Here is a 25,449-nt window from a genome sequence, read left to right as displayed (position 1 = left end):
AGACCCCAAGCCCTTCGTCTGGACGAAGACCGCAGACGAGATCCTCGAACGCCTCGCCGGATATCTGAACCGAATTAACAACTCAGGACACTAGGTCCTGGCGTCACATTCCCGTCGTCCGCCCGAAGGGCGGGCGGGAATCTGACGGCAGGGCCCAGGCCTTTCCCTGCCTTGGCCGGACCCGCGGTGAACGCGCCGACGCGGGGTCTTACACTCGGTCACCGTTGCCCAGCGGAACGAAACCGCAGATCGGAAGGCATGGTCGCCCATGTTCCAAGACGCCCCCATTTATCACCAACTCGTAGCCGAACGAGGCGACGTGCCCGCACGCGTACGGGACGCGGCCACGGCCATACACAGGCAACTGGAGGACGTGATGCGAACAGGGCGGCCCAACGCCGCCTTCCAGCCAGGCCCGCCACCGCCGGGCGCGACCCCACGCCCCCACAGCGAACTCCCCCCGGGCCAGCACCCGCCGCGATAACGCCACCACTGGCACCAGCCACACCGCCCCGCTCCCACGGGCCGGGCCAACGGGTGGCCACTGTCGCCCCGTCGACGGTCCGGAGCTACGGGGCGGTCACGGGCCCAGCCGGTACGGCCCGGGCCGACTGCCGACTGCCGACAGCCACCAGCCCGCCGGCGGTGGGCCCGTATCGTCCGGTCGACGGTCCACCCGTAGCGGTCGTCAACCGTCCACCGCCACCGGCCGGTTCGGGAGCCCGCCCCGGACCCGCCCACCGGCGGTGGTGCGAGTCCGGGGCGGGCAGGTGGGTCAGCGGCGGGCGTTCTTCGGGTCGAGGAGGCCCGCGCGGCGCAGGGCGTCGGCCATCGCGCTGTTGGCGGGCGGGGGTGCCTGGCGCGAGCCGCCGCCACCGCCGCCACCGCCGCCACCGCCGCCGCGGCCCTGGCGCTGGCGCTGCTGCGGCGGGCGCCCGCCGCGCCGGCGCCGCTCGCCGCCATCGCCCTGACCCTGACGGTCCTGCGCCGCCGCCTCGTCGTCCAGACGCAGCGTCAGCGAGATCCGCTTGCGCGGGATGTCGACGTCCAGCACCTTCACCTTGACGATGTCACCGGGCTTGACGACGTCCCGCGGATCCTTCACGAACTGCTTCGACATCGCCGAGACGTGCACCAGACCGTCCTGGTGGACGCCGACGTCGACGAACGCGCCGAACGCCGCCACGTTCGTCACCACGCCCTCCAGGACCATCCCGGACGCCAGGTCGGAGATCTTCTCGACGCCCTCCTTGAAGGTGGCCGTCCTGAACGCGGGCCGCGGGTCGCGCCCCGGCTTCTCCAGCTCCCGCAGGATGTCGGTCACCGTCGGCAGACCGAACGTGTCGTCCACGAAGTCGGCCGCCCTGAGCGAGCGCAGCACCCCGGTGTTGCCGACGAGCGAGGCCACCTCCTGGCCCGTGGTCTTCACCATCCGGCGGACCACGGGGTAGGACTCGGGGTGCACGCTGGAGGCGTCCAGCGGGTCGTCGCCGCCGCGGATCCGCAGGAAGCCCGCGCACTGCTCGTAGGCCTTCGGACCGAGCCGCGAGACGTTCTTCAGCTGCGCCCGCGACGTGAACGGCCCATTGGCGTCCCGGTGCGCCACGATGTTCTCGGCGAGACCCGAGGTGACGCCGGAGACGCGCGCGAGCAGCGGCACGGACGCGGTGTTCACGTCCACGCCGACGCCGTTCACACAGTCCTCGACCACCGCGTCCAGGGAGCGGGACAGCTTCACCTCGGACAGGTCGTGCTGGTACTGGCCGACACCGATCGACTTGGGGTCGATCTTGACCAGTTCGGCCAGCGGGTCCTGGAGCCGGCGGGCGATGGAGACCGCGCCGCGCAGGGAGACGTCCATCTCGGGCAGTTCCCGCGAGGCGTACGCCGACGCCGAGTACACCGACGCGCCCGCCTCCGACACCATCACCTTGGTGAGCTTCAGCTCCGGGTGCCTGGTGATGACGTCGGCGGCCAGCTTGTCGGTCTCCCGGGACGCCGTGCCGTTGCCGATCGCGATCAGTTCGACCGCGTGCTCCTTGGCCAGCCGGGCCAGCTTGGCGACGGCCTCGTCCCACCTGTTGGCCGGCACGTGCGGGTGGACGACGTCGGTGGCGACGACCTTGCCGGTCGCGTCGACCACGGCGACCTTCACACCCGTACGGAACCCGGGGTCCAGGCCGAGGGTCGAGCGGGTGCCGGCGGGCGCGGCGAGCAGCAGGTCGCGCAGGTTGGCCGCGAACACGTTCACCGCCTCGTCCTCCGCGGCCGTGCGCAGCCGCAGGCGCAGGTCGATGCCCAGGTGGACGAGGATCCGGGTGCGCCAGGCCCAGCGGACCGTGTCCTGGAGCCACTTGTCGGCGGGCCGGCCGCGGTCGGCGATCCCGAACCGGTGGGCCACCATCCCCTCGTACGACGACGGGCCGTCCACCGGCTCCTCCGGCTCCAGGACGAGGTCCAGGACCTCCTCCTTCTCGCCCCGCAGCATCGCCAGGATCCGGTGCGAGGGCAGCTCGGTGAACGGCTCGGCGAAGTCGAAGTAGTCGGCGAACTTGGCGCCCGCCTCCTCCTTGCCCTCCCGCACCTTGGCGGCCAGCCGCCCGCGCACCCACATGCGCTCGCGCAGTTCGCCGATCAGGTCGGCGTCCTCCGAGAACCGCTCGGTGAGGATCGCCCGCGCGCCGTCCAGGGCCGACTGCGGATCGGCGACGCCCTTGTCCGCGTCGAGGAAGGCGGCGGCAGCGGCGAGCGGCTCCACGCCCGGGTCGCCGAGCAGGCCGTCGGCCAGCGGTTCCAGGCCCGCCTCCCGGGCGATCTGCGCCTTGGTCCGCCGCTTCGGCTTGTACGGCAGGTACACGTCCTCCAGCCGCGCCTTGGTCTCGGCGCCGCGGATCTGCGCCTCCAGTTCCTCGGTGAGCTTGCCCTGCTCGCGCACCGACTCCAGGATCGCCGTCCGCCGCTCCTCCAGTTCCCGCAGATAGCGCAGCCGCTCCTCGACGGTGCGCAGTTGCGCGTCGTCGAGCATCTCGGTCGCTTCCTTCCGGTAGCGCGCGATGAAGGGCACCGTCGAACCGCCGTCCAGCAGCTCCACGGCGGCCTTGACCTGCCGCTCCCGTACGCCGAGCTCCTCGGCGATCCTGCCCTCGATGGACGCTGTGAGGGGTGTCGTCACGATCCCGTACCGCCTTCTCCACTCCGGTGTGCGCCGCAATTGTGGCAGGCCCCGCCGACAACCGGGCCGCAGGGCGCCACCCGGCGAGGCGCAGCCTGCCGCCGCTCGTACCGGCGGAGACGGGGCCGGGTGTGGCGGGAAAGGTGGGAAACCTGTCATTGCGGCCATCCTCGGGCCCGCGAAGAATCGGTCCCATGGCGCAGCGAACCGTTCTCGTCGTCCTCTTCGACGGCGTCCAGAGCCTCGACGTCACCGGCCCCGTGGAGGCATTCGCCGGTGCCGCCCGGCACGCACCGGGGGCGTACCGCATCCACACGGCCTCCCTGGACGGCGGTCCCGTACGCAGCTCCAGCGGCCTGACCCTGGTACCGGACTCGCCGCTCGCCGAGGCGCCCCCGCCGCACACGCTGCTCGTGCCCGGCGGGGAGGGCACCCGCCGGCCGGACCCGCGCCTGGTCGACTGGATCCGCGCGCACGGGCCGGGCGCCGCGCGCCTGGTCTCGGTGTGCACCGGCGCGATCCTGCTGGCGGAGGCGGGCCTGCTGGACGGCCGCCGGGCCACGACCCACTGGGCGTACTGCGCCAAGCTCGCCCGCGACCACCCCGCCGTCGACGTCCACGCCGACCCGGTCTACGTGCGCGACGGGGACGTGGCGACCTCGGCCGGCGTGACCTGCGGCATCGACCTGACCCTCGCGCTCGTCGAGGAGGACCTCGGCCGCGACGTCGCGCTGAGCGTCGCCCGCCACCTGGTGGTCTTCCTGCGCCGGCCCGGCAACCAGGCCCAGTTCAGCGCCCAGCTCGCCGCGCAGACGGCCCGGCGCGAGCCCCTGCGGGACGTACAGCAGTGGATCACCGAGCATCCGGCGGACGACCTGTCCGTCGAGGCGCTCGCCGCCCGTGCCCGCCTCTCGCCGCGGCACTTCGCCCGCGCCTTCCGGGCGGAGACCGGTACGACCCCCGGCCGCTACGTCGACCGGGTCCGCCTCGAACACGCCCGCCGGCTCCTGGAGGACACCGCCGACGGCGTCGAGGAGATCTCCCGCGCCAGCGGCTACGGCACGCCGGAGGCCATGCGGCGCGCGTTCGTCAAGGCGCTGGGCGCCGCCCCGGCCGAGTACCGGCGGCGGTTCCGCCCCGCTCCCGCCACCACCTGACACCCACCGGAGGGAAATCCGTGCAGATCGCCATCGTCCTCTTCGACCGCTTCACCGCCCTGGACGCCGTGGGCCCGTACGAGACCCTCGGCAGGCTCCCCGGCGCGCGGACCGTCTTCGTCGCCGAACGGACCGGACCCGTCCGCACCGAGACCGGGCATCTCGCGCTCACCGCCGACCGGACCCTGGACGAGGTCACGGACCCCGGCATCGTCGTCGTCCCGGGCGGCCCCGGCCAGTCGTCGCAGATGGAGAACGAGACCCTGCTGGACTGGCTGCGCACCGCCGACGCCACCAGCGCCTGGACCACCTCCGTGTGCACCGGCTCGCTGCTGCTGGCCGCCGCCGGGCTCCTGGACGGCCGCCGCGCCACCTCGCACTGGCTGGCCCTCGACCAGCTGAGGCGCTTCGGCGCCGAGCCCACGGGAGAGCGGGTCGTCCTCGACGGCAAGTACGTCACGGCCGCCGGCGTCTCCTCGGGCATCGACATGGGCCTGACGCTGCTCGGCCGGATCGCCGGCGACGAACACGCCCAGGCCGTCCAACTGCTGACCGAGTACGACCCGCAGCCGCCCTACGACGCCGGATCCCCGGAGAAGGCGCCCGCGCACCTCGTCGAGGAGTTCCGCGCCAACAGCCGCTTCGCGCTGACGTAGGCGGCCGCCTACCGCACGCTCCAGGTGAACCGGGGGGTCCGCCGTTCCAGGAACGCGGCGACCCCCTCCGCGGTGTCGTCGCTCGCGTGTGCCTGCTCGGCCCAGTGGGCGTCGCGGTCCGTGCGGCCGTCCGCGAACTCCTTCGCCGCGGCCTGCGTCAGCTGCGAGCGCGTGGTGAGGATCCTGGTGAACTCCGTGATCCGCTTGGCGAGTTCGCCCTCGGGCAGCACCTCGTCGACCAGGCCGGTGCGCAGCGCGCGCTCCGCGTCGATCAACTCGCCCGAGAAGAGCAGGTACTTGGCGGTCGCCGGGCCCACCAGGGAGACCAGACGGCGGGTGGAGGAGGCGGGGTAGACGATGCCCAGCTTGGCCGGCGTCACCCCGAACAGCGCGCCCGCCTCGGCGAACCGCAGGTCGCAGGCCGCCGCGAGCTGGGCGCCGCCGCCCACGCAGTACCCGCGCACCGCCGCCAGCGTCGGCTTGGGGAACGCGGCGAGCGCCTCCTCGGCCCGACCCGCCAGGCGCTGCGCCTCCCGTGGCGAGCCGCGCAGCGTGGAGATGTCGGCGCCGGCGCAGAACGTCGCGCCCGACCCCGTCAGCACCAGCGCCCGGACGTCCGGATCGGCTGCGAGGCCGTCCAGGAGCGGTGGCAGCGCCCGCCACATCGCGGCGGTCATCGCATTGCGCTTGGCCGGGTGGTGGACCACGACGGTGGCCACCGCGTCGGTGACGTCGTGCAGCAACTGCGGCTCCATGCGCCGGATGCTATCCGTCCGGCCGAGCGTTTGATCAAGAAGGGGTGGGGGACAGTTACGACACGGCAGCGAACGGAACAAAGGGTGGAGACCGGGGGGATCGTGCGGCTTTGAGGAGGCGCCGATGGCCAGGTTCACCAAGCCCCGCAGCGAGACGGCGAGGATGCGCCGCGGTTTCGGCTGGCTGGCCGGACTCGGGGTGCTTCTGGTGGTCGCCGGACTCGTGGGGCTCGTCTACACGGCCGCCGTGACGCTGACCTCCATGCTGCTGTTCGGCTGGCTGCTGCTGATCGGTGGGCTGGTCGGGCTGCTGCACGCGGTCCAGGCGCGCGGCTCGAACTTCTTCTGGCTCGGTGTCATCGTGGCCGCCCTGAACATCGCGGCGGGCGTGGTGGTCATCGGTCATCCGCACGCGACCGCCGCCGCGCTCACCATGTTCGCGGCCCTGCTGTTCCTGACCGGCGGCCTGTTCCGGGTGGTCGGCAGCGTCGTGGTGCGCGGCCCCCAGTTCGGCTGGACGCTGCTGCTGGGCGCCTTCTACCTGCTGCTGGGCGTCATGGTGCTGGCCTCCTGGCCGAGCAGCAGCCAGTACGTCATCGGCGCGTTCTTCTCCCTCGCCCTCCTCTTCGACGGCCTCGGCCTGATCGCGACCGGCTTCGGCGGCCGCCGCATCGTCGGCATGGTCTCCGACCGGACGGCCTAGCAGCCCGTCCTGGCGGTCCGTGCGCGGGGAGACGTGGACCGTACAACCCGAAAAGTTCGCGATGTCGGCGGGGACGGGACAGGACCGATCCCTGGCGTGACGGATTCGTACGCCAACGGTCACAAGGCGCTTGAAACACGCTGACTTGTGTTCAGTCCTTGGGCTGAGAGCGGTGCGTTACCAACACTCGACGTGTGGTGACAATCGAGCGCGAGGGCGGCGACCGGACGATGGACGACCACGGGCGCGGGTACGGCTCACGCCCGGAGGGCGGCGCGGGGGCACCCCTCCACGACGTACCCCCGGATCCGCTGCCGTACGAGGGAGTCTGGCGGTTCACCGCGCCCGCCGCCGACGCCTCGGTCCCGCAGGCCCGGCACGCGGTCCGGGACCTGCTGCTGCGCCAGGGCGTCCCGGTCTCGGACGACCTGGTCCACGGGCTGCTGCTGATCGTGTCCGAGCTGGTCACGAACGCCGTACGGCACGCGGCGCTGCTGTCGCCGATGCTCGCCGTTGAGGTCGCGGTCGGCGCCGAGTGGGTGCGGGTGTCCGTGGAGGACAACCACCCCTACCGCCCGACCGCCCTGGAGACCGACCACGGGCGGACCGGCGGGCGCGGGCTGCTCCTGGTCCGTGAGATCGCGCGGGAGGCCGGCGGGGTCTGCGACGTCGAGCACACCGCGAGCGGCGGCAAGGTGATCTGGGCCGCACTGCCGCTCAAACCCGCGCACCAGCTGGAACAGCACTCCTGAGGTCCGCCGCCGGACTCACCAGCCGGCGGGACCCGTCAGTTCCCTGATCGCGGGACGGGCCGCGTCCAGCACGGTCGGGAACCAGACGGAGAAGGTGTCCCGCGCGTGCCGCTCCGCCAGCTCGGCGGGCGTCACGAACGCCGTGGCGCCGACCTCCTCCGGGTCCGGCCGCAGCGGGGACTGCACCAGGCCGACGAAGAGGTGGTTGTACTCCTGCTCCACCAGGCCCGAGTCCGGGTCCGGGTGGTGGTAGCGGACCGTGCCCGCCTCGGCGAGCAGCGACGGGGAGATCCCCAGCTCCTCGTACGTGCGCCGGGCCGCCGCCGCCATGGGCGCCTCACCGGGGTAGGGGTGTCCGCAGCAGCTGTTGGACCACACGCCGGGGGAGTGGTACTTGCCCAGCGCGCGCTGCTGGAGCAGCAGCCGGCCGCGGTTGTCGAACAGGAATACGGAGAAGGCGCGGTGCAGCCGTCCCGGTGGCTGGTGGGCGGACAGCTTCTCCGCGGTGCCGATCGTCACGCCGTCCTCGTCGACCAGTTCCAGCAAGATCGCATCCGCGGTGCCGTTCGACGAGCTGTGCTTCGCGGTGGCAGGTGTGGTCGGCATACCCATCCTTCACTTCGGTCCTCGAGTCCCAAGTCTGCCGTACGAAACCGGCACTCCCGGCACTTCCCGGCACTCCGCATGTCCCGCGCGGCGCCGTGGGCCGCGACTGTCACGGGCCGGGCACCGTAGGTGATCGTGCCCGGACGGGCACGCCCGGAACCGTCCGGGAGCCCCCGCGGAGAGGACGCGGGCGCACACCGCGCCTCCGTGTACCGGCGCGGGCGCCGTGCGCGCCGGGCGCCCTCTCCGGTCAGGTCCGCGGGGGGTGTCCCGTCAGTGGCACAGCCGGGCCTCGTGCTCCGCGTGCCCGCTCGGCTCCAGCTGGAAGGTGCAGTGCTCCACGTCGAAGTGGTACCCGAGGCAGCCCTGAAGCTCGTGCAGCAGCTTCTCGTGGCCGATGGCGGTGAGCGCGTCGGACCGGACGACCACGTGCGCGGAGAGCACCGGCAGACCCGAGGTGATCGTCCAGGCGTGCAGGTCGTGCACGTCCTCCACGCCGTCCAGTGCCAGGATGTGCTCCCGCACCTCTTCCATGTCGACGTTCTTCGGGGCCGCCTCCAGCAGTACGTCGAGCGTCTCGCGCAGCAGCCGGAAGGTGCGCGGCACGATCAGCAGACCGATGAGGAGGGAGGCGACGGGGTCGGCGGCCTGCCAGCCGGTGAGCAGGATCACCGCCGCCGAGAGCATGACGGCCACCGAGCCGAGCGCGTCCGCGGCCACCTCCAGGAAGGCGCCGCGCACGTTCAGGCTCTCCTTCTGGCCGCGCATCAGCAGCATGAGGGAGATCGAGTTCGCCACCAGGCCGATCGCGCCGAACACGATCATCAGCCCGCCATGGGTGGGAGCCGGGGTGAGGAACCGCTGGATCGCCTCGTAGAGCACATAGCTGCCGACGCCGAGCAGCAGCAGGCAGTTGGCGAGCGCGGCGAGGATCTCCGCGCGGGCGAAGCCGAAGGTGCGGTTCCGGCTCGGCGGGCGGTTGGCGAAGTGGATGGCCAGCAGCGCCATGCCGAGGCCGACGGCGTCGGTGGCCATGTGGGCGGCGTCCGCGACCAGCGCGAGCGAGTCCGCGAGCAGGCCGCCGACGATCTCCACCACCATCACGGTGAGCGTGATCGACAGCGCGATGCGCAGCGTGCCGCGGTGCGCGGCGCCGGCCGTGCCGCCTGCTCCCAGGCCGTGCGCGTGCCCGTGGTCGTGACCGGCCCCCATGGGATGACCGCCCTTTCCGTATTGCGTCCCGGATCACAGTGAACTACGGGTGGGGGGTATCGGGCAACGCGGCACTGAACACCGTTGTCATGTGCCCTGACCTGCGCAAACGAACCGCAGGTCAGAGTGCGTGGACGACTCGGGCGCCGTGGTGCGGCAGCCGGACCCGCACACCGAGGAGGCCGTTTGGTGATCAGCCATGTCGTGGCCGTCCGGCCCATGCCGGGGCCGGATGTGAGGAATGCCCGATCTGGTGCGGAGTTTGTGACCCGGCGGCCGGATCGCCCATGATGATCGAGGCGAAGGCTGCGGCAGACCACGTCGATCAGGCCGGTGAACGGGCGGTGAACGCGGGCTTCCGGCCATCCGATAGCCTCTGCCGACATGCCGCCCGGGTGCCAAAGGCAGGCGGCGCCCCAATATGCACATGACCGGCGCGGGCGCGTCGGCCCCCAGGGAGTGAGTTCGTTGTCGACCGCCATCCTGACCGGTCAGCCGGTCCCCGGATCGTCGATCGAGGGCGATCTGCGGTCCCTCGGATTCGGCGTGCGGGTCGCCTCCGACGGCACCGACGCCGAGACGCTGCTCGCCCAGGTGCCCGGTGACCAGCGGGTCGCCATCGTCGACGCCCGGTTCGTCGGCCATCTGCACGCGCTGCGTCTGGGTCTGACCGACCCCCGCTTCCCGCTCGCCGCCGTCCCCGGCGCGGTGACCGCCCGCCCGGCCGGCCGCCAGGCGCTGACCCGCGCGATGGCCCGCGAGAACTCCGCCGGCGGGAACACCGCGGTCGCCGTCGCCGGCCTCGCCGACCGGATCTCCGAAGCCCTGGACGCCGACGGCTCCGAGGTGCACCGCCCCGTGCTCGGGACTCTCGTCGCCGCCGTACCCGAGGACCCCCAGACCCGCAACGAGGCACGGCAGGCCGTGGCCGCCGTCGACGACGAGGCCGTCCGCCTGAAGTCGGCCGTCAAGGCCCGCGACGGCTTCTTCACCACCTTCTTCATCAGCCCGTACTCGCGCTACGTCGCCCGCTGGTGCGCCCGCCGCGGCCTGACCCCCAACCAGGTCACCACGGCCTCCCTGCTCACCGCGCTCATAGCCGCGAGCTGCGCCGCCACCGGCACCCGCGGCGGTTTCGTCGCCGCCGGCGTGCTGCTCATCGCCTCGTTCGTGCTGGACTGCGCCGACGGCCAGCTGGCCCGCTACTCGCTTCAGTACTCCACCCTCGGCGCCTGGCTGGACGCCACCTTCGACCGGGCGAAGGAGTACGCCTACTACGCCGGCCTCGCGCTGGGCGCCGCCCGCGGCGGCGACGACGTCTGGGCCCTGGCCCTGGGCGCGATGATCCTTCAGACCTGCCGGCACGTGGTCGACTTCTCCTTCAACGAGGCCAACCACGACGCCAGCGCCAACACCAGCCCCACCGCCGCGCTCTCCGACAAGCTGGACAGCGTCGGCTGGACGGTCTGGGTACGCCGGATGATCGTTCTGCCCATCGGCGAGCGCTGGGCGATGATCGCGGTCCTGACGGCGGTCACGACCCCCAGGATCACGTTCTACGTCCTGCTCGCCGGCTGCGCCCTCGCGGCGACGTACACCACGGCGGGCCGTGTGCTGCGGTCCGTGACGCGCAAGGCGCGGCGCACCGACCGGGCGGCGCAGGCGCTGGCGGACCTCGCGGACAACGGACCGATCGCGGCCCTCGTCGCCGGGCTGCGCGATCCCAACGCGCGCTGGTACCTCGACTTCCCGCTGCTGCGCGCCCTGGCCGGTGTGGTGCTCCTCGCCGGGGCCCTGTACTCCGGCGACAGCTGGCTGCCTGTCGTGGGCGCCACCTTCTACGCCGTCTTCTCGGGCCTGGCACTCTCCCAGCCCCTCAAGGGCCCCCTCGACTGGCTCGTCCCCCCGCTGTTCCGTGCCGCCGAATACGGCACCGTGCTGGTGCTGGCGGCCAGAGCGGAGGTGAACGGAGCCCTTCCTGCGGCTTTCGGCCTGGTGGCGGCCGTCGCCTACCATCACTACGACACGGTGTACCGCATCCGCGGCAACGCCGGAGCGCCGCCGGTCTGGCTGGTGCGCGCCCTCGGAGGGCAGGAGGGGCGCACGCTGCTCGTCACCGTGCTGGCCGCGGTGCTCACCGCCTCGCAATTCCAGGTCGCGCTCACGGTCCTCGCCGTGGCCGTCGCCCTGCTGGTGCTCACCGAGAGCATCCGTTTCTGGGTGGCCTCTCATCTGAGGGGCGCGCCCGCCGTACACGACGAAGGAGAACCCGCATGATCGGCCTCGTGCTGGCGGCCGGCGCCGGACGGCGCCTGCGCCCCTACACCGACACCCTGCCCAAGGCGCTGGTGCCGGTGGGGCCCGACGGCGCGGAGGACGGCCCCACGGTCCTGGACCTCACCCTCGGCAACTTCGCCGAGGTCGGCCTGACGGAGGCCGCGATCATCGTCGGCTACCGCAAGGAGGCCGTGTACGAGCGCAAGGAGGCCCTGGAGCGGAAGTACGGTTTGAAGCTCACCCTGATCGACAACGACAAGGCCGAGGAGTGGAACAACGCCTACTCCCTGTGGTGCGGCCGTGACGCCCTCAAGGACGGCGTGATACTCGCCAACGGCGACACCGTGCACCCGGTCTCCGTCGAGAAGACCCTGCTCGCCGCCCGCGGTGACGGCAAGAAGATCATCCTCGCCCTGGACACGGTGAAGTCGCTGGCCGACGAGGAGATGAAGGTCGTCGTCGACCCCGGCAAGGGCGTCCGGAGGATCACCAAGCTGATGGACCCGGCCGAGGCGACCGGTGAGTACATCGGCGTCACCCTCATCGAGGGCGACGCCGCCCCCGAGCTGGCCGACGCGCTGAAGGTCACCTTCGAGCGGGACCCGCAGCTGTACTACGAGGACGGCTACCAGGAGCTCGTCAACCGCGGCTTCACGATCGACGTGGCGCCGATCGGCGACGTCAAGTGGGTCGAGATCGACAACCACGACGACCTCGCCAAGGGCCGGGGGATCGCGTGCCTGTACTGAGCAGGCTCATCCCGTCGCCGGTGGTGGTGGAAATCCGCAGCGGCGCCCTCGACGACCTGGCGAGTGTGCTCGCCGACGAGCGCGTCTCGCACTCCGGCAGGCTCGCCGTCGCCGTCAGCAACGGCTCCGGCGCCCGGCTGCGTGAGCGGATCGCCCCCTCGCTGCCCGGCGCCACCTGGTACGAGGTCGGCGGCGGAACCCTCGACGACGCCATCCGGCTGGCCGGCGAGATGAAGGCAGGCCGCTACGACGCGGTCGTGGGCCTGGGCGGCGGCAAGATCATCGACTGCGCCAAGTTCGCCGCGGCGCGCGTCGGGCTGCCCCTGGTCGCCGTGCCCACGAACCTCTCGCACGACGGCCTGTGCTCCCCGGTCGCCACCCTCGACAACGACGCGGGCCGCGGCTCGTACGGTGTGCCGAACCCGATCGCCGTCCTCATCGACCTGGACGTGATCCGCGACGCCCCGCCGCGTTTCGTGCGCTCCGGCATCGGCGACGCCGTCTCCAACATCTCCGCCATCGCGGACTGGGAGCTGTCCCACCGCGTCACCGGCGAGAAGATCGACGGCCTGGCCGCGGCCATGGCCCGCCAGGCGGGCGAGGCGGTGCTGCGGCACCCGGGCGACATCGGCGACAACGACTTCCTCCAGGTACTCGCCGAGGCCCTGGTCCTCACCGGGATCGCCATGTCGATCTCGGGCGACTCGCGGCCCGCCTCCGGCGCCTGTCACGAGATCAACCACGGCTTCGACCTGCTGTTCCCGAAGCGGGCCGCGAGCCACGGTGAGCAGTGCGGGCTGGGCGCGGCCTTCGCGATGTACCTGCGCGGGGCCCACGAGGAGTCGGCCGGCATGGCCGAGGTGCTGCGCCGGCACGGGCTGCCGGTACTGCCCAAGGACATCGGCTTCACGGTGGACGAGTTCGTCCGGGTCGTCGAGTTCGCCCCGGAGACCCGGCCCGGCCGCTACACGATCCTCGAACACCTCGACCTCAAGACCGACCAGATCAAGGACATCTACGCCGACTATGTCAAGGCCATCGGTAGCTGAACTGAGACCGGTCGTCCATCCGGCAGGGGTGAAGGACCGGCGCAGCGGAGAGCACTGGGCGGGACGCCTCTACATGCGCGAGGTGTCCCTGCGGGTCGACCGCTACCTGGTGGGCACCAGGGTCACGCCCAACCAGCTCACGTACCTGATGACCGTCTTCGGCGTCCTCGCGGCCCCGGCCCTGCTGGTGCCGGGGATCGCGGGCGCCGTGCTCGGTGTGCTGATGGTCCAGCTGTACCTGCTGCTGGACTGCGTCGACGGCGAGATCGCCCGCTGGAAGAAGCAGTTCTCGCTGGGCGGGGTCTACCTTGACCGGGTCGGGGCCTATCTCACCGACGCCGCCGTCCTGGTCGGGCTCGGGCTGCGTGCCGCCGACCTGTGGGGTCCCGGGCGCATCGACTGGCTGTGGGCCTTCCTCGGGACCCTGGCCGCTCTCGGCGCGATCCTGATCAAGGCCGAGACCGACCTCGTCGGCGTGGCCCGCCACCAGGGCGGGCTGCCGCCCGTCCAGGAGAGCGCGGCCGAACCGCGCTCGTCGGGCATGGCGCTGGCCCGCCGGGCCGCCGCGGCGCTCAAGTTCCACCGGCTGATCCTCGGGATCGAGGCGTCCCTGCTGATCCTGGTCCTCGCGATCGCCGACACGATCAGGGGCGACCTGTTCTTCACCCGGCTCGGCACGGCCGTGCTCGCCGGCATCGCGCTGCTCCAGACCCTGCTGCACCTGGTGTCCATCCTCGTCTCCAGCAGGCTGAGGTGAGCGGCGTGACCTCTGTGAACACTCCGCTCAAGGTCGGCGCCGTCGTCATCACCATGGGCAACCGGCCCGAGGAGCTGCGGGCCCTGCTCGACTCGGTCGCCAAGCAGGACGGCGACCGGGTCGAGGTGGTGGTCGTCGGCAACGGCTCGCCCGTCCCGGACGTCCCCGAGGGCGTCCGGACCGTCGAGCTGCCGGAGAACCTCGGCATCCCCGGCGGCCGCAACGTCGGCATCGAGGCCTTCGGCCCGGCCGGCGGCGACGTCGACATCCTGCTCTTCCTCGACGACGACGGCCTGCTCGCCCGGTACGACACCGCCGAGCTGTGCCGCCGGGCCTTCGCCGCCGACGACCGGCTCGGCATCGTCAGCTTCCGCATCGCCGACCCGGACACCGGCGTCACCCAGCGCCGCCACGTGCCGCGGCTGCGCGCCGCCGACCCGATGCGCTCCTCCCGGGTCACCACCTTCCTGGGCGGCGCGAACGCCGTCCGCACCAAGGTCTTCGCGGAAGTCGGCGGCCTGCCGGACGAATTCTTCTACGCGCACGAGGAAACCGACCTGGCCTGGCGGGCCCTCGACGCGGGCTGGATGATCGACTACCGGTCCGACATGGTGCTCCACCACCCGACGACGGCTCCTTCGCGGCACGCGGTCTACCACCGCATGGTCGCCCGCAACCGGGTCTGGCTGGCCCGCCGCAACCTCCCGGTGCTCCTCGTCCCGGTCTACCTTGGGGTGTGGCTGCTGCTCACCCTCGCACGCCGCCCGTCGCGTCCGGCCCTGAAGGCCTGGTTCGGCGGCTTCCGGGAGGGCTGGACCACGCCCTGTGGGCCGCGCCGGCCCATGAAGTGGCGTACGGTGTGGCGACTCACCCGACTGGGCCGGCCGCCGGTCATCTGACAAGATCGTTCCCCCGAGTACGCGGCGTCACCCGGCCGGTGCTCGAGCCACGGCCGTACATCCGCACTGGCAGCGCATCTCGAAGACGAAAGTTTCCACTAGTGAGTGAGACAACGCATGACGGCGGCGTCGCCCTCGGCGCGGCTCCGTCGCCCGACGAGGGTCTTACCCCGGCCCAGCTTGCCGACAAGTACGGGCTGTCCGTCAGCGGCGCCCGGCCGCCGCTCGGGGCGTACATCCGGCAGTTGTGGGGGCGGCGCCACTTCATCCTGGCCTTCTCCCAGGCGAAGCTGACCGCCCAGTACAGCCAGGCCAAGCTCGGCCAGCTCTGGCAGGTGGCGACGCCGCTGCTGAACGCCGCGGTGTACTACTTCATCTTCGGCATCATCATCGGGGCCACCCGCGGGCTCGACCGGGAGACGTACATCCCGTTCCTGGTGACCGGGGTGTTCGTGTTCACCTTCACCCAGACCTCGGTCATGGCCGGCGTCCGCGCCATCTCCGGCAACCTGGGACTGGTGCGCGCGCTGCACTTCCCGCGCGCCTCGCTGCCGATCTCGTTCGCGCTCCAGCAGCTCCAGCAGCTGCTGTACTCGATGATCGTGCTGTTCCTGGTGGTCATCGCCTTCGGCAGCTACCCGGGCCTGTCCTGGCTGCTGATCGTGCCGGCGCTGGCGCTGCAGTTCCTGTTCAACACCGGGCTGGCGCTGATCATGGCCCGGCTGGGTGCCAAGACCCCCGACCTCGCCCAGCTCATGCCGTTCGTCACGCGGACCTGGATGTACGCGTCGGGCGTGATGTTCTCCATCAGCGGCATGCTCGCCGGGAAGCCGGACTGGGTCATCCGGCTGTTGCAGGTCAACCCCGCCGCCATCTACATGGACCTGATCCGCTTCGCGCTGATCGACGGCTACGACTCCTCGCACCTGCCGCCGCACGTCTGGGCCGGCGCCCTGGGCTGGGCCGTGCTCGTCTTCATCGGTGGCTTCGTGTACTTCTGGAAGGCGGAGGAGAGGTACGGCCGTGGCTGACCGGGACCATCACATGCGCGACGCCGGGCCGGTGCCCACCGTGATCGCGGACGAACTGCACATCGTCTACCGCGTCAACGGCGCCAAGTCCGGCAAGGGCAGCGCCACCGCCGCGCTCAGCCGCATCCTCAAGCGGGGCTCCGACGACGCGGCGCGGGGCGTGCGCAAGGTGCACGCCGTCAAGGGCGTCTCCTTCGTCGCCTACCGCGGCGAGGCGATCGGCCTGATCGGCTCCAACGGCTCCGGCAAGTCCACGCTGCTGCGCGCCATCGCCGGCCTGCTGCCCGCCGAGAAGGGCCGGGTCTACACCGACGGCCAGCCCTCGCTGCTCGGTGTGAACGCGGCGCTGATGAACGACCTCACGGGCGAGCGCAACGTCATCCTGGGCGGACTGGCCATGGGCATGTCGCGCGAGCAGATCAAGGAGCGCTACCAGGGGATCGTCGACTTCTCCGGCATCAACGAGAAGGGCGACTTCATCACCCTGCCGATGCGCACGTACTCCTCCGGCATGGCGGCCCGGCTGCGCTTCTCCATCGCCGCCGCCAAGGACCACGACGTCCTCATGATCGACGAGGCGCTGGCCACCGGCGACCGCAAGTTCCAGACGCGGTCCGAAGCGCGTATCCGGGAGCTGCGCAAGGAGGCCGGCACGGTGTTCCTGGTCAGCCACAACAACAAGTCGATCCGCGACACCTGCGACCGGGTGCTGTGGCTGGAGCGCGGCGAACTGCGCATGGACGGCCCCACCGAGGAAGTGCTCAAGGAGTACGAGAAGTTCACGGGCAAGTAGCCCGCAGGCGCCAGGGCCCCGCCGGAACGCGTCCGGTGGGGCCCCTCGTCCGCAAAGGATGTGTCAACTCGCGCCGTCCTGAGGAATCTTGACACCAATCGGTGTGTTGTTGTGATGTGCGGGACACCCCCCGTGCGTCTCGTCGCGTTGTACAACGTAAGCTGTACCGGTCCCGGAAAGCGGCAAGTGGGGAGATAATGCGCGACACCCTCCGTCGACGCCGCCCCGCGGACGGCCGGGCGGCGTGTCCGAAATAGTGTGTCTTGGGTCGGCAGTGTAGAACGGGAGATGTGACGGCAATGGCTACGGAAACTCCCCAGCTCAACGCAGCAGGTGCCGTCCCCGTGCCGGGCAGTGGACGATGACGCGAACGCCGACGGCGCGCGACCCCGAGCGCGCCACCCTCGACAAGGCCGCGGGTGAGAACTTCCCCGTGGCACCGTTCTTCCTGCCCAGAGCCTGGCGCGTCGACCTGATGGCCGTCTACGGCTTCGCCCGCCTCGTCGACGACATCGGCGACGGCGACCTGGCCCCCGGCGGCGCGGACGCCCGGCTGCTCGGCGTGTCGCCCGGCGAGGCCGAGGACCGCCTGGTCCTCCTCGACGCCTTCGAGGCCGATCTGTGCAGGGTCTTCGACGGCACCCCGCGCCACCCCCTGCTGCGCCGGCTTCAGCCCACCGTCCGCCGCGGATCGCTGACCCCCGAGCCGTTCCTCGGCCTGATCGCCGCCAACCGCCAGGACCAGCTCGTCGCGCGGTACGAGACCTACGACGACCTCCTCGCCTACTGCGAACTGTCCGCCAACCCCGTCGGCCGCCTCGTCCTCGCCGTCACCGGCACCTCGACCCCCGAGCGGATCCGCCGTTCCGACGCCGTCTGCACCGCCCTGCAGATCGTCGAGCACCTCCAGGACGTCAAGGAGGACCTCGGACGCGACCGCATCTATCTTCCCGCCGCCGACATGAAACGTTTCCACGTGCAGGAGTCGGATCTCGCCGCGCCCACCGCGGGCGCATCGGTGCGCGCACTGGTCGCGTACGAAGCGGAACGCGCCCGCGGTCTGCTGAATGAAGGCGCCCCCCTGGTGGGTAGCGTCCACGGCAGGTTGAAACTGCTGCTCGCGGGGTTCGTGGCGGGGGGAAGGGCGGCGGTCCACGCGATCGCCGCCGCCGAATACGACGTACTTCCCGGCCCGCCCAAGCCCGGCAAGACCCGGTTGCTGCGTGAGGTGGGCGTGACTCTGCGAGGAGAGGGGTGATCCGGGCCGTGGAGTCGGAACAGCACGTGTCCGCGCCGGTACTCGCCGCCTACAGCTACTGCGAGGCCGTCACCGGACAGCAGGCCCGCAACTTCGCCTACGGCATCAGACTGCTGCCGACGGCCAAACGGCGGGCGATGTCGGCGCTGTACGCGTTCTCCCGGCGTGTCGACGACATCGGCGACGGAACGCTGGCCCACGACGTGAAGATCACCCGTTTGGAGGACACCCGGGCGCTGCTCGGCCGGGTCCGCGACGGCGCGGTCGAGGACGACGACACCGACCCGGTGGCCGTCGCCCTCAGCCACGCCGCCCGGGTCTTCCCGATCCCGCTCGGCGGCCTGGACGAACTCATCGACGGCGTCCTGATGGACGTCCGCGGCGAGACGTACGAGACCTGGGAGGACCTGAAGGCCTACTGCCGCTGTGTGGCCGGGGCCATCGGACGGCTCTCCCTCGGCGTGTTCGGCACCGAACCGGGGGCACGCGGCGCCGAACGCGCTGCCGAGTACGCCGACACGCTCGGGCTCGCGTTGCAGCTGACCAACATCCTCAGAGACGTCCGCGAGGACGCCGAGGGCGGCCGTACCTACCTGCCCGCCGACGACCTCGCCAAGTTCGGCTGCTCGGCCGGGTTCCACGGACCGACGCCGCCGGAGGGCTCCGACTTCGCGGGCCTGGTGCACTTCGAGGTGCGGCGGGCCCGCGCCCTGTTCGCCGAGGGCTACCGGCTGCTGCCCCTGCTGGACCGGCGCAGCGGCGCGTGCGTCGCCGCCATGGCCGGCATCTACCGCCGCCTGCTCGACCGCATCGAGCGCGAGCCGGAGGCGGTGCTGCGCGGCCGGGTCTCGCTGCCCGGACACGAGAAGGCGTACGTCGCCGTGCGCGGCCTGTCCGGCCTCGACGCCCGGTACGTGTCCCGACGGACCGTCAGGAGGCGTGCCTGATGGTGATGTCACCGCACGGTGAGGCCACCGGCGAGAAACGGCGGGCAACCCTCCGATGCCGGGCGGCGTCCCTGACGGCAACGGTCGCCGGCGAGGCACCCGCTCACCGCGGCGGACGCACAGGGGAGGGCCCACGATGACCGACGGCACACGGCGGGACGGACCGCTCACGGACGCCTCGGGACCGGCCGGACGGCACGCCGTGGTGGTCGGCGGCGGCCTGTCCGGCCTCACCGCCGCGCTCGCGCTCGCCGACGCCGGAATGCGCGTGACGCTGCTGGAGGGCAGACCCCGCCTGGGCGGGCTCGCCTTCTCCTTCCAGCGCGGCGACCTCACCATCGACAACGGACAGCACGTGTACCTGCGCTGCTGCACCGCCTACCGCTGGTTCCTCGACCGGATCGGCGGCGCCGCGCTCGCCCCGCTGCAGGACCGGCTGGAGGTGCCCGTCGTCGACGCCGCGAGACCCGAGGGCCGGCGGCTCGGCACACTGCGGCGCGACGCACTGCCCGTACCCCTGCACCTGGGGCGCAGCCTCGCCACCTACCCGCACCTCTCGCTCGCCGAGCGGGTCCGGGTGGGCCGCGCCGCGCTCGCGCTCAAGGGACTCGACCTCACCGATCCGACCCTGGACGCACGGGACTTCGGCAGCTGGCTGACCGAGCACGGCCAGTCGGCGCGTGCCGTCGAGGCGCTGTGGGACCTGGTCGGGGTCGCCACGCTCAACGCGGTCGCGCGCGACTCCTCGCTGGGGCTCGCCGCGATGGTGTTCAAGACCGGACTGCTGTCCGACCCGGGCGCGGCCGACATCGGCTGGGCCCGCGTCCCGCTGGGCGAACTGCACGACCGGCTGGCCCGCAGGGCGCTCGACTCCGCGGGCGTGCGTACCGAGGTCCGGACACGCGTCACCTCCGTCTCCCTCAACGGAAACGGGAGCTGGAACGTTCAGGTTCCCGGCGAGAGCCTGGTCGCCGACGCGGTCGTTCTCGCCGTACCGCAGCGCGAGGCGCACGGACTGCTGCCGGCCGGCGCCCTGGACGCGCCGGACCGGCTGCTCAGGATCGGCACCGCGCCGATCCTCAACGCCCACGTCGTCTATGACCGCACGGTGCTGAACGCGCCCTTCTTTGCGGCCATCGGCACGCCCGTGCAGTGGGTCTTCGACCGCACCGAGGCGGCCGGCCTGAAGCACGGTCAGTACCTCGCGGTGTCCCAGTCGGTGGCGCAGGACGAGATCGACGCGCCGGTCGCCGTGCTGCGCGAGCGCTATCTGCCCGAACTGAGGCGGCTGCTGCCCCGTGCGCGCGGTGCCGAGGTGAGGGACTTCTTCGTGACCCGGGAGCGCACGGCGACGTTCGCCCCGGCCCCCGGCGTCGGACGGCTGCGGCCCGGCGCCCGCACCAAGGCCCCCGGCCTGTACCTGGCCGGAGCGTGGACCGCCACAGGGTGGCCCGCGACCATGGAGAGTGCGGTCCGCAGCGGTGTGAAGGCGGCCGAGGCCGCGCTGAGCGCCCTGGGCCGGCCCCGCCCGAGCCGTCTCTTCGCCATCGAGGAGGCGGCGGCATGACGTTCGATCAGCAGCCCGCGGCGGGCCCCCGCACCTCCGGCACCGCAACAAGAGGAGAGACTGTGCCCACTGTGCCCCCGGCCTCGACGGCCGCTCGGAGGACCGCGGTGGACGTGACCGCGCTGTTGGAGCGCGGCCGGACCCTGGCCACGCCGGTACTGCGGGCGGCCGTCGACCGCCTGGCGCCCCCCATGGACACCGTCGCCGCCTACCACTTCGGCTGGATCGACGCCCAGGGCAACCCGGCACGCGGGGACGGCGGCAAGGCCGTTCGCCCCGCCCTGGCCGTGCTCTCCGCCGAGGTCGCCGGGGCCGCGCCCGAGGCCGGTGTGCCGGGCGCGGTCGCCGTGGAGCTCGTCCACAACTTCTCCCTGCTGCACGACGACCTGATGGACGGCGACGAACAGCGCCGCCACCGCGACACGGTCTGGAAGGTGCACGGCCCCGCCCAGGCCATCCTGGTCGGCGACGCGCTGTTCGCCCTGGCCAACGAGGTGCTGCTGGAGCTCGGCACGGTCGAGGCCGGCCGTGCCGCCCGCCGGCTGACCACCGCGACCCGCGCGCTGATCGACGGTCAGGCGCAGGACATCTCCTACGAGCACCGCGACCGGGTCAGCGTCGCGGAGTGCCTGGAGATGGAGGGCAACAAGACCGGTGCCCTGCTCGCCTGCGCCTCCTCCGTCGGCGCGGTCCTCGGCGGCGCCGACGACCGTACGGCCGACGCGCTGGAGAAGTACGGGTACCACCTCGGTCTGGCCTTCCAGGCCGTCGACGACCTCCTCGGCATCTGGGGCGACCCGGAGGCCACCGGCAAGCAGACCTGGAGCGATCTGCGCCAGCGCAAGAAGTCCCTGCCGGTCGTGGCCGCGCTCGCGGCGGGCGGCCCGGCCTCCGAGCGGCTCGGTGAGATCCTCGCCGCCGACGCCAAGAGCAGCGACTTCGCGAACTTCTCCGAGGAGGAGTTCGCGGCCCGCGCCGCCCTCATCGAGGAGGCGGGCGGCCGGGAGTGGACGGCCGAGGAGGCGCGCCGTCAGCACACCATCGCCATCGAAGCCCTCGACGCCGTCGGCATGCCCGAGCAGGTACGGGCCGCGTTCACGGCGCTCGCCGACTTCGTCGTCGTACGAAAGAGATGATCACTATCGGTCGAACCAGCCTCGCGTAGTCGCCGGCCGGTGCAGCAAGGAGGTTTCAGGCACCGGCCGACGGCGGACCCACAGCAGCACGACTTGCACGACTGCACGAAGGGGAAGCCATGACAGCGACGACCGACGGAAGCACCGGGGCGACACTGCCGTCCCGCGCTGCCGCGGCCAGTGAAACCGTACTCAGCACCCCCGAGGCGGCCGGGGTACAAGAAGCCGCCGCTGCCGCCGTCAGGCGGGCCACCGACTTCCTGCTCGCCCAGCAGGACGCCGAGGGCTGGTGGAAGGGCGACCTCGAGACGAACGTCACCATGGACGCCGAGGACCTGCTGCTGCGCCAGTTCCTGGGCATCCTGGAAGAGGACACCGCCCGGGCCGCCGCGCTGTTCATCCGCGGTGAGCAACGCGAGGACGGCACCTGGGCCACCTTCTACGGCGGCCCGGGCGAACTCTCCACGACCATCGAGGCCTACGTCGCCCTCCGGCTGGCCGGCGACGCGCCGGACGAGCCCCACATGGCCCGGGCCTCCGCCTGGATCCGCGCACAGGGCGGCATCGCGGCCTCCCGCGTCTTCACCCGGATCTGGCTGGCCCTGTTCGGCTGGTGGAAGTGGGAGGACCTGCCCGAACTGCCGCCCGAGCTCATCTGGTTCCCCAAGTGGTTCCCGCTCAACATCTACAACTTCGGGTGCTGGGCGCGGCAGACGATCGTGCCCCTGACCATCGTCTCGGCCAAGCGCCCGGTGCGTCCGGCCCCGTTCCCGCTCGACGAACTGCACACCGACCCCGGCAGTCCCCGACCGCCGCGGCCGCTCGCCCCGGCCAGGACCTGGGACGGCCTGTTCCAGCGACTCGACATGGTGGTGCGCGGCTACCGTTCCGTCGCCGTGCGCAGAGTGCGCGAGGCCGCCATGAAGTCGGCCGCCCGCTGGATCATCGAGCGGCAGGAGAACGACGGCTGCTGGGGCGGCATCCAGCCGCCGGCCGTGTACTCGGTCATCGCCCTGTACCTGCTCGGCTACGACCTCGAACACCCGGTGATGCGGGCGGGCCTCGAGTCGCTGGATCGTTACGCGGTGCGGCGCGAGGACGGCGCCCGCATGATCGAGGCCTGCCAGTCGCCGGTGTGGGACACCTGCCTGGCCACCATCGCGCTCGCCGACGCCGGACTGCCCGCCGACCACCCCCAGTTGGTCAAGGCCGCCGACTGGATGCTGGGCGAGCAGATCGTCCGGCCCGGCGACTGGTCGGTGCGCCGTCCCGGACTGCCGCCGGGCGGCTGGGCGTTCGAGTTCCACAACGACAACTACCCCGACATCGACGACACCGCCGAGGTCGTCCTCGCCCTGCGCCGGGTCAGGCACCACGACCCGGAGCGGATGGACAATGCCATCGGGCGTGGGGTGCGCTGGAACCTCGGGATGCAGTCGAAGAACGGCGCCTGGGGAGCCTTCGACGTCGACAACACCAGCCCCTTCCCCAACCGCCTGCCGTTCTGCGACTTCGGCGAGGTGATCGACCCGCCGTCGGCGGACGTCACCGCGCACGTCGTGGAGATGCTCGCCGCCGAGGGGATGACCCACGACCCGCGCACCCGGCGCGGCATCGAGTGGCTGCTGGCCGAACAGGAGCCGGACGGCTCGTGGTTCGGCCGCTGGGGCGTCAACTACCTCTACGGCACCGGGTCCGTCGTACCCGCCCTGACGGCCGCCGGCCTGCCCGGCTCCCACCCGGCCGTCCGCCGCGCGGTGACCTGGCTGGAGAGCGTGCAGAACGACGACGGCGGCTGGGGCGAGGACCTGCGCTCCTACCAGTACGTCAAGGAGTGGAGCGGCAAGGGCGCCTCCACCGCCTCGCAGACCGCCTGGGCCCTGCTCGCCCTGCTCGCGGCGGGGGAGAAGGACTCCAAGGCCGTCGAGCGCGGCGTCGAGTGGCTCGCGGCCACCCAGCGGGAGGACGGCTCCTGGGACGAGCCGTACTTCACCGGCACCGGCTTCCCGTGGGACTTCTCCATCAACTACCACCTGTACCGGCAGGTCTTCCCGCTCACCGCGCTCGGCCGGTACGTGCACGGCGAGCCCTTCGCCGGCCGACGCCCCACCGCCGATCCCCTCGTCGAGCGGCCCGGCGCCGAGGTCAAGGGGGGCTGATGAGCACACGGCCCGGACCGGCTCCGCTGCTGATCGCCTGCGCGCTCGGCATCGAGCGTCTCGCCCTGCGCGCCGGTGACCGCGGCGGAGCCGGCGGGCCGGTCACCGTCCTGCGGACGGGCATGGGCCCCAAGGCGGCGGAACGCTCCATCACCCGGGTCCTCGCCGGCCCGCCGCTGGACCGGGCCGCGGTGCTCGCCACGGGCTTCTGCGCGGGACTCGCCCCGGGCATGCACCCCGGTGACCTCGTCGTCGCCGAGGAGACCCGGGACCCGCGCGGCACCATCCCCTGCGTCGGCACCGAACTGCTCGTCAAGGAACTCACCCGCACCCAGCCCGGGCGCACCGTGCACACCGGGCCGCTCATCGGCTCCGACCACGTCGTACGCGGACCCGAGCGGTCCGAGCTGCGTGCCACCGGCGCGATCGCGGTCGACATGGAGTCGGCGGCCACGCTGCTGAGCGCCGTGCGCTCGGGCGTGCGCCCTGTTGCGGCCGTGCGGGTGGTCGTGGACGCTCCAGAACATGAACTCGTCCGTATCGGTACGGTCCGCGGTGGAATATCAGCCTTCCGCGTTCTTCGTTCCGTCCTGCCGACTTTTTTCGAATGGCACCGTAATGTGCTGCTCCCCAGGAGGTGAGCCAGATGGCCATGCCGCTGCGCCAGTCCGTCAAAGTCGCCACATACTTGGCCGAACAGAAGCTGCGCAAGCGGGACAAGTTCCCGCTGATCGTCGAGCTTGAGCCGCTCTTCGCCTGCAACCTCAAGTGCGAGGGCTGCGGCAAGATCCAGCACCCGGCCGGAGTGCTCAAGCAGCGCATGCCCGTCGCCCAGGCGGTGGGCGCGGTACTGGAGTCGGGTGCGCCGATGGTGTCCATCGCGGGCGGCGAGCCCCTGATGCACCCGCAGATCGATGAGATCGTACGGCAGCTGGTGGCCAAGCGGAAGTACGTCTTCCTGTGCACCAACGCGCTGCTGATGCGCAAGAAGATGGACAAGTTCAAGCCCTCCCCCTACTTCGCCTTCGCGGTGCACATCGACGGGCTGCGGGAGCGGCACGACGAGTCGGTGGCGAAGGAGGGCGTGTTCGACGAGGCGGTGGAGGCCATCAAGGAGGCCAAGCGGCGCGGCTTCCGGGTGACCACCAACTCCACCTTCTTCAACACCGACACCCCGCAGACCGTCGTCGAGGTGCTCAACTTCCTCAACGACGACCTCAAGGTCGACGAGATGATGATCTCGCCCGCCTACGCCTACGAGAAGGCGCCCGACCAGGAGCACTTCCTGGGCGTGGAGCAGACCCGCGAGCTGTTCAGGAAGGCCTTCGCGGGCGGCAACCGGCGCCGCTGGCGGCTCAACCACTCGCCGCTGTTCCTCGACTTCCTCGAAGGCAAGGTCGACTTCCAGTGCACCGCGTGGGCGATCCCGAACTACTCGCTGTTCGGCTGGCAGCGCCCCTGCTACCTGATGAGCGACGGGTACGTGCCGACGTACCGGGAACTCATCGAGGACACCGACTGGGACAAGTACGGCCGGGGCAAGGACCCGCGGTGCGCCAACTGCATGGCCCACTGCGGCTACGAGCCCACCGCCGTGCTGGCCACCATGGGATCGCTGAAGGAGTCCCTGCGCGCCATGCGCGAGACGGTCTCCGGAAACCGGGACTGACACCATGACGGCCATTCCCCTGGGCGTCCCCGAGGTACCGGCCCGGCCGATCGCCGAGCGCCGCAAGAGCCGGCAGATCCAGGTCGGCTCCGTGGCGGTGGGCGGGGACGCGCCGGTGTCGGTGCAGTCGATGACGACGACGCGT

At 71.8% G+C, this 25,449-nt stretch carries 23 protein-coding genes and 1 pseudogene; 20 read left to right on the top strand and 4 right to left on the bottom strand.

Annotated elements, in window-relative coordinates:
• Positions 1-775 precede the first annotated feature (775 nt).
• Positions 776-3,172 (bottom strand): Tex family protein, encoded by a 2,397-nt coding sequence (locus ACFY3J_RS37930; protein ID WP_390842803.1) that lies wholly within the window; start codon positions 3,170-3,172, stop codon positions 776-778.
• Between the two features lie 194 nt (positions 3,173-3,366).
• On the opposite strand from ACFY3J_RS37930, the gene ACFY3J_RS37925 reads away from it, so the two are divergent.
• Together ACFY3J_RS37925 and ACFY3J_RS37920 are read left to right on the top strand one after the other, a co-directional pair.
• Complete coding sequence (locus tag ACFY3J_RS37925; protein WP_384188021.1) at positions 3,367-4,329, top strand: GlxA family transcriptional regulator; 963 nt, start codon at positions 3,367-3,369, stop codon at positions 4,327-4,329.
• 20 nt (positions 4,330-4,349) lie between these two features.
• Complete coding sequence (locus ACFY3J_RS37920; RefSeq protein WP_384188018.1) at positions 4,350-4,985, top strand: DJ-1/PfpI family protein; 636 nt, start codon at positions 4,350-4,352, stop codon at positions 4,983-4,985.
• An 8-nt stretch (positions 4,986-4,993) separates the two neighbouring features.
• Here the strand turns inward: ACFY3J_RS37920 and ACFY3J_RS37915 are convergent, their stop codons facing one another.
• Positions 4,994-5,740, bottom strand: coding sequence for an enoyl-CoA hydratase/isomerase family protein (locus ACFY3J_RS37915; RefSeq protein ID WP_384188015.1), 747 nt, complete (start codon positions 5,738-5,740; stop codon positions 4,994-4,996).
• Positions 5,741-5,864: 124 nt separating this feature from the next.
• Between ACFY3J_RS37915 and ACFY3J_RS37910 the strand changes: the two genes are divergently transcribed.
• Complete coding sequence (locus ACFY3J_RS37910; RefSeq protein WP_141356297.1) at positions 5,865-6,443, top strand: HdeD family acid-resistance protein; 579 nt, start codon at positions 5,865-5,867, stop codon at positions 6,441-6,443.
• 230 nt (positions 6,444-6,673) lie between these two features.
• Entirely contained in the window at positions 6,674-7,195 is a 522-nt protein-coding gene (locus tag ACFY3J_RS37905; RefSeq protein ID WP_384187728.1) for an ATP-binding protein, read from the top strand.
• 15 nt (positions 7,196-7,210) lie between these two features.
• Here ACFY3J_RS37905 and idi read toward each other — a convergent pair whose 3' ends face one another.
• Entirely contained in the window at positions 7,211-7,801 is a 591-nt protein-coding gene (gene idi / locus ACFY3J_RS37900) for an isopentenyl-diphosphate Delta-isomerase (RefSeq protein WP_390842802.1), read from the bottom strand.
• 273 nt (positions 7,802-8,074) lie between these two features.
• On the bottom strand, positions 8,075-9,013 hold the full coding sequence (locus ACFY3J_RS37895) for a cation diffusion facilitator family transporter (protein WP_384187711.1): 939 nt from the start codon (positions 9,011-9,013) through the stop codon (positions 8,075-8,077).
• A 468-nt stretch (positions 9,014-9,481) separates the two neighbouring features.
• Here ACFY3J_RS37895 and ACFY3J_RS37890 point away from each other — a divergent pair, with 468 nt between their 5' ends.
• The 16 genes and pseudogenes from ACFY3J_RS37890 to ACFY3J_RS37815 all read left to right on the top strand — a co-directional run.
• Positions 9,482-11,290 (top strand): DUF5941 domain-containing protein, encoded by a 1,809-nt coding sequence (locus ACFY3J_RS37890; protein ID WP_390842801.1) that lies wholly within the window; start codon positions 9,482-9,484, stop codon positions 11,288-11,290.
• Positions 11,287-12,039 carry a sugar phosphate nucleotidyltransferase gene (locus tag ACFY3J_RS37885; RefSeq protein WP_384187705.1) on the top strand — a complete coding sequence of 251 codons (753 nt, stop codon included), beginning with the start codon at positions 11,287-11,289 and terminating at the stop codon, positions 12,037-12,039. Before ACFY3J_RS37890 ends, ACFY3J_RS37885 begins: the two co-directional genes overlap by 4 nt.
• On the top strand, positions 12,027-13,088 hold the full coding sequence (locus ACFY3J_RS37880) for an iron-containing alcohol dehydrogenase family protein (protein ID WP_384187703.1): 1,062 nt from the start codon (positions 12,027-12,029) through the stop codon (positions 13,086-13,088). The genes ACFY3J_RS37885 and ACFY3J_RS37880 overlap by 13 nt, the downstream gene beginning before the upstream one ends.
• Positions 13,066-13,845: a CDP-alcohol phosphatidyltransferase family protein gene (locus ACFY3J_RS37875; RefSeq protein WP_384187700.1), complete on the top strand. Its 780-nt coding sequence runs from the start codon at positions 13,066-13,068 to the stop codon at positions 13,843-13,845. Before ACFY3J_RS37880 ends, ACFY3J_RS37875 begins: the two co-directional genes overlap by 23 nt.
• Positions 13,846-13,859: 14 nt before the next feature.
• Positions 13,860-14,744, top strand: coding sequence for a glycosyltransferase family 2 protein (locus ACFY3J_RS37870; RefSeq protein WP_384187725.1), 885 nt, complete (start codon positions 13,860-13,862; stop codon positions 14,742-14,744).
• Positions 14,745-14,845: 101 nt separating this feature from the next.
• Positions 14,846-15,775, top strand: coding sequence for an ABC transporter permease (locus ACFY3J_RS37865; RefSeq protein ID WP_384187697.1), 930 nt, complete (start codon positions 14,846-14,848; stop codon positions 15,773-15,775).
• Positions 15,776-15,788: 13 nt separating this feature from the next.
• Positions 15,789-16,568, top strand: a complete 780-nt coding sequence (locus ACFY3J_RS37860; RefSeq protein ID WP_384187722.1) for an ABC transporter ATP-binding protein — start codon at positions 15,789-15,791, stop codon at positions 16,566-16,568.
• A 361-nt stretch (positions 16,569-16,929) separates the two neighbouring features.
• Complete coding sequence (gene hpnC, locus ACFY3J_RS37855) at positions 16,930-17,826, top strand: squalene synthase HpnC (protein WP_384187694.1); 897 nt, start codon at positions 16,930-16,932, stop codon at positions 17,824-17,826.
• Positions 17,823-18,773, top strand: coding sequence for a presqualene diphosphate synthase HpnD (hpnD, locus tag ACFY3J_RS37850; RefSeq protein ID WP_384187691.1), 951 nt, complete (start codon positions 17,823-17,825; stop codon positions 18,771-18,773). The genes hpnC and hpnD overlap by 4 nt, the downstream gene beginning before the upstream one ends.
• Complete coding sequence (locus ACFY3J_RS37845; protein ID WP_384187688.1) at positions 18,773-18,913, top strand: DUF6380 family protein; 141 nt, start codon at positions 18,773-18,775, stop codon at positions 18,911-18,913. Before hpnD ends, ACFY3J_RS37845 begins: the two co-directional genes overlap by 1 nt.
• Positions 18,910-20,340 carry a hydroxysqualene dehydroxylase HpnE gene (hpnE, locus tag ACFY3J_RS37840; protein ID WP_384187685.1) on the top strand — a complete coding sequence of 477 codons (1,431 nt, stop codon included), beginning with the start codon at positions 18,910-18,912 and terminating at the stop codon, positions 20,338-20,340. The genes ACFY3J_RS37845 and hpnE overlap by 4 nt, the downstream gene beginning before the upstream one ends.
• 71 nt (positions 20,341-20,411) lie before the next feature.
• Entirely contained in the window at positions 20,412-21,476 is a 1,065-nt protein-coding gene (locus ACFY3J_RS37835) for a polyprenyl synthetase family protein (protein ID WP_384187719.1), read from the top strand.
• Positions 21,477-21,595: 119 nt separating this feature from the next.
• A complete protein-coding gene (gene shc / locus ACFY3J_RS37830; protein WP_384187682.1) occupies positions 21,596-23,635 on the top strand; it encodes a squalene--hopene cyclase in 2,040 nt (679 codons plus the stop codon).
• A complete protein-coding gene (locus ACFY3J_RS37825) occupies positions 23,635-24,276 on the top strand; it encodes a 1-hydroxy-2-methyl-2-butenyl 4-diphosphate reductase (protein WP_384187680.1) in 642 nt (213 codons plus the stop codon). Before shc ends, ACFY3J_RS37825 begins: the two co-directional genes overlap by 1 nt.
• 5 nt (positions 24,277-24,281) lie before the next feature.
• A complete protein-coding gene (hpnH, locus tag ACFY3J_RS37820) occupies positions 24,282-25,304 on the top strand; it encodes an adenosyl-hopene transferase HpnH (RefSeq protein WP_390842800.1) in 1,023 nt (340 codons plus the stop codon).
• 4 nt (positions 25,305-25,308) lie between these two features.
• A pseudogene (locus ACFY3J_RS37815) lies at positions 25,309-25,449 on the top strand (4-hydroxy-3-methylbut-2-en-1-yl diphosphate synthase); the annotation flags it as partial.

It is taken from the genome of Streptomyces sp. NPDC001231 (assembly GCF_042896885.1).
Taxonomy (GTDB): Bacteria; Actinomycetota; Actinomycetes; order Streptomycetales; family Streptomycetaceae; genus Streptomyces.
This window is presented reverse-complemented; position numbering and strand designations above follow the sequence as displayed.

Bases quoted from the DNA above. Each gene is read 5' to 3' on its own strand.
- ACFY3J_RS37925 (WP_384188021.1), top strand. From the start codon at position 3,367: ATGGCGCAGCGAACCGTTCTCGTCGTCCTCTTCGACGGCGTCCAGAGC.
- ACFY3J_RS37915 (WP_384188015.1), bottom strand. From the start codon at position 5,740: ATGGAGCCGCAGTTGCTGCACGACGTCACCGACGCGGTGGCCACCGTC.
- ACFY3J_RS37910 (WP_141356297.1), top strand. From the start codon at position 5,865: ATGGCCAGGTTCACCAAGCCCCGCAGCGAGACGGCGAGGATGCGCCGC.
- ACFY3J_RS37905 (WP_384187728.1), top strand. From the start codon at position 6,674: ATGGACGACCACGGGCGCGGGTACGGCTCACGCCCGGAGGGCGGCGCG.
- idi (WP_390842802.1), bottom strand. From the start codon at position 7,801: ATGCCGACCACACCTGCCACCGCGAAGCACAGCTCGTCGAACGGCACC.
- ACFY3J_RS37895 (WP_384187711.1), bottom strand. From the start codon at position 9,013: ATGGGGGCCGGTCACGACCACGGGCACGCGCACGGCCTGGGAGCAGGC.
- ACFY3J_RS37885 (WP_384187705.1), top strand. From the start codon at position 11,287: ATGATCGGCCTCGTGCTGGCGGCCGGCGCCGGACGGCGCCTGCGCCCC.
- ACFY3J_RS37875 (WP_384187700.1), top strand. From the start codon at position 13,066: ATGTCAAGGCCATCGGTAGCTGAACTGAGACCGGTCGTCCATCCGGCA.
- ACFY3J_RS37860 (WP_384187722.1), top strand. From the start codon at position 15,789: ATGCGCGACGCCGGGCCGGTGCCCACCGTGATCGCGGACGAACTGCAC.
- hpnC (WP_384187694.1), top strand. From the start codon at position 16,930: ATGACGCGAACGCCGACGGCGCGCGACCCCGAGCGCGCCACCCTCGAC.
- ACFY3J_RS37845 (WP_384187688.1), top strand. From the start codon at position 18,773: ATGGTGATGTCACCGCACGGTGAGGCCACCGGCGAGAAACGGCGGGCA.
- hpnE (WP_384187685.1), top strand. From the start codon at position 18,910: ATGACCGACGGCACACGGCGGGACGGACCGCTCACGGACGCCTCGGGA.
- shc (WP_384187682.1), top strand. From the start codon at position 21,596: ATGACAGCGACGACCGACGGAAGCACCGGGGCGACACTGCCGTCCCGC.
- ACFY3J_RS37825 (WP_384187680.1), top strand. From the start codon at position 23,635: ATGAGCACACGGCCCGGACCGGCTCCGCTGCTGATCGCCTGCGCGCTC.
- hpnH (WP_390842800.1), top strand. From the start codon at position 24,282: ATGGCCATGCCGCTGCGCCAGTCCGTCAAAGTCGCCACATACTTGGCC.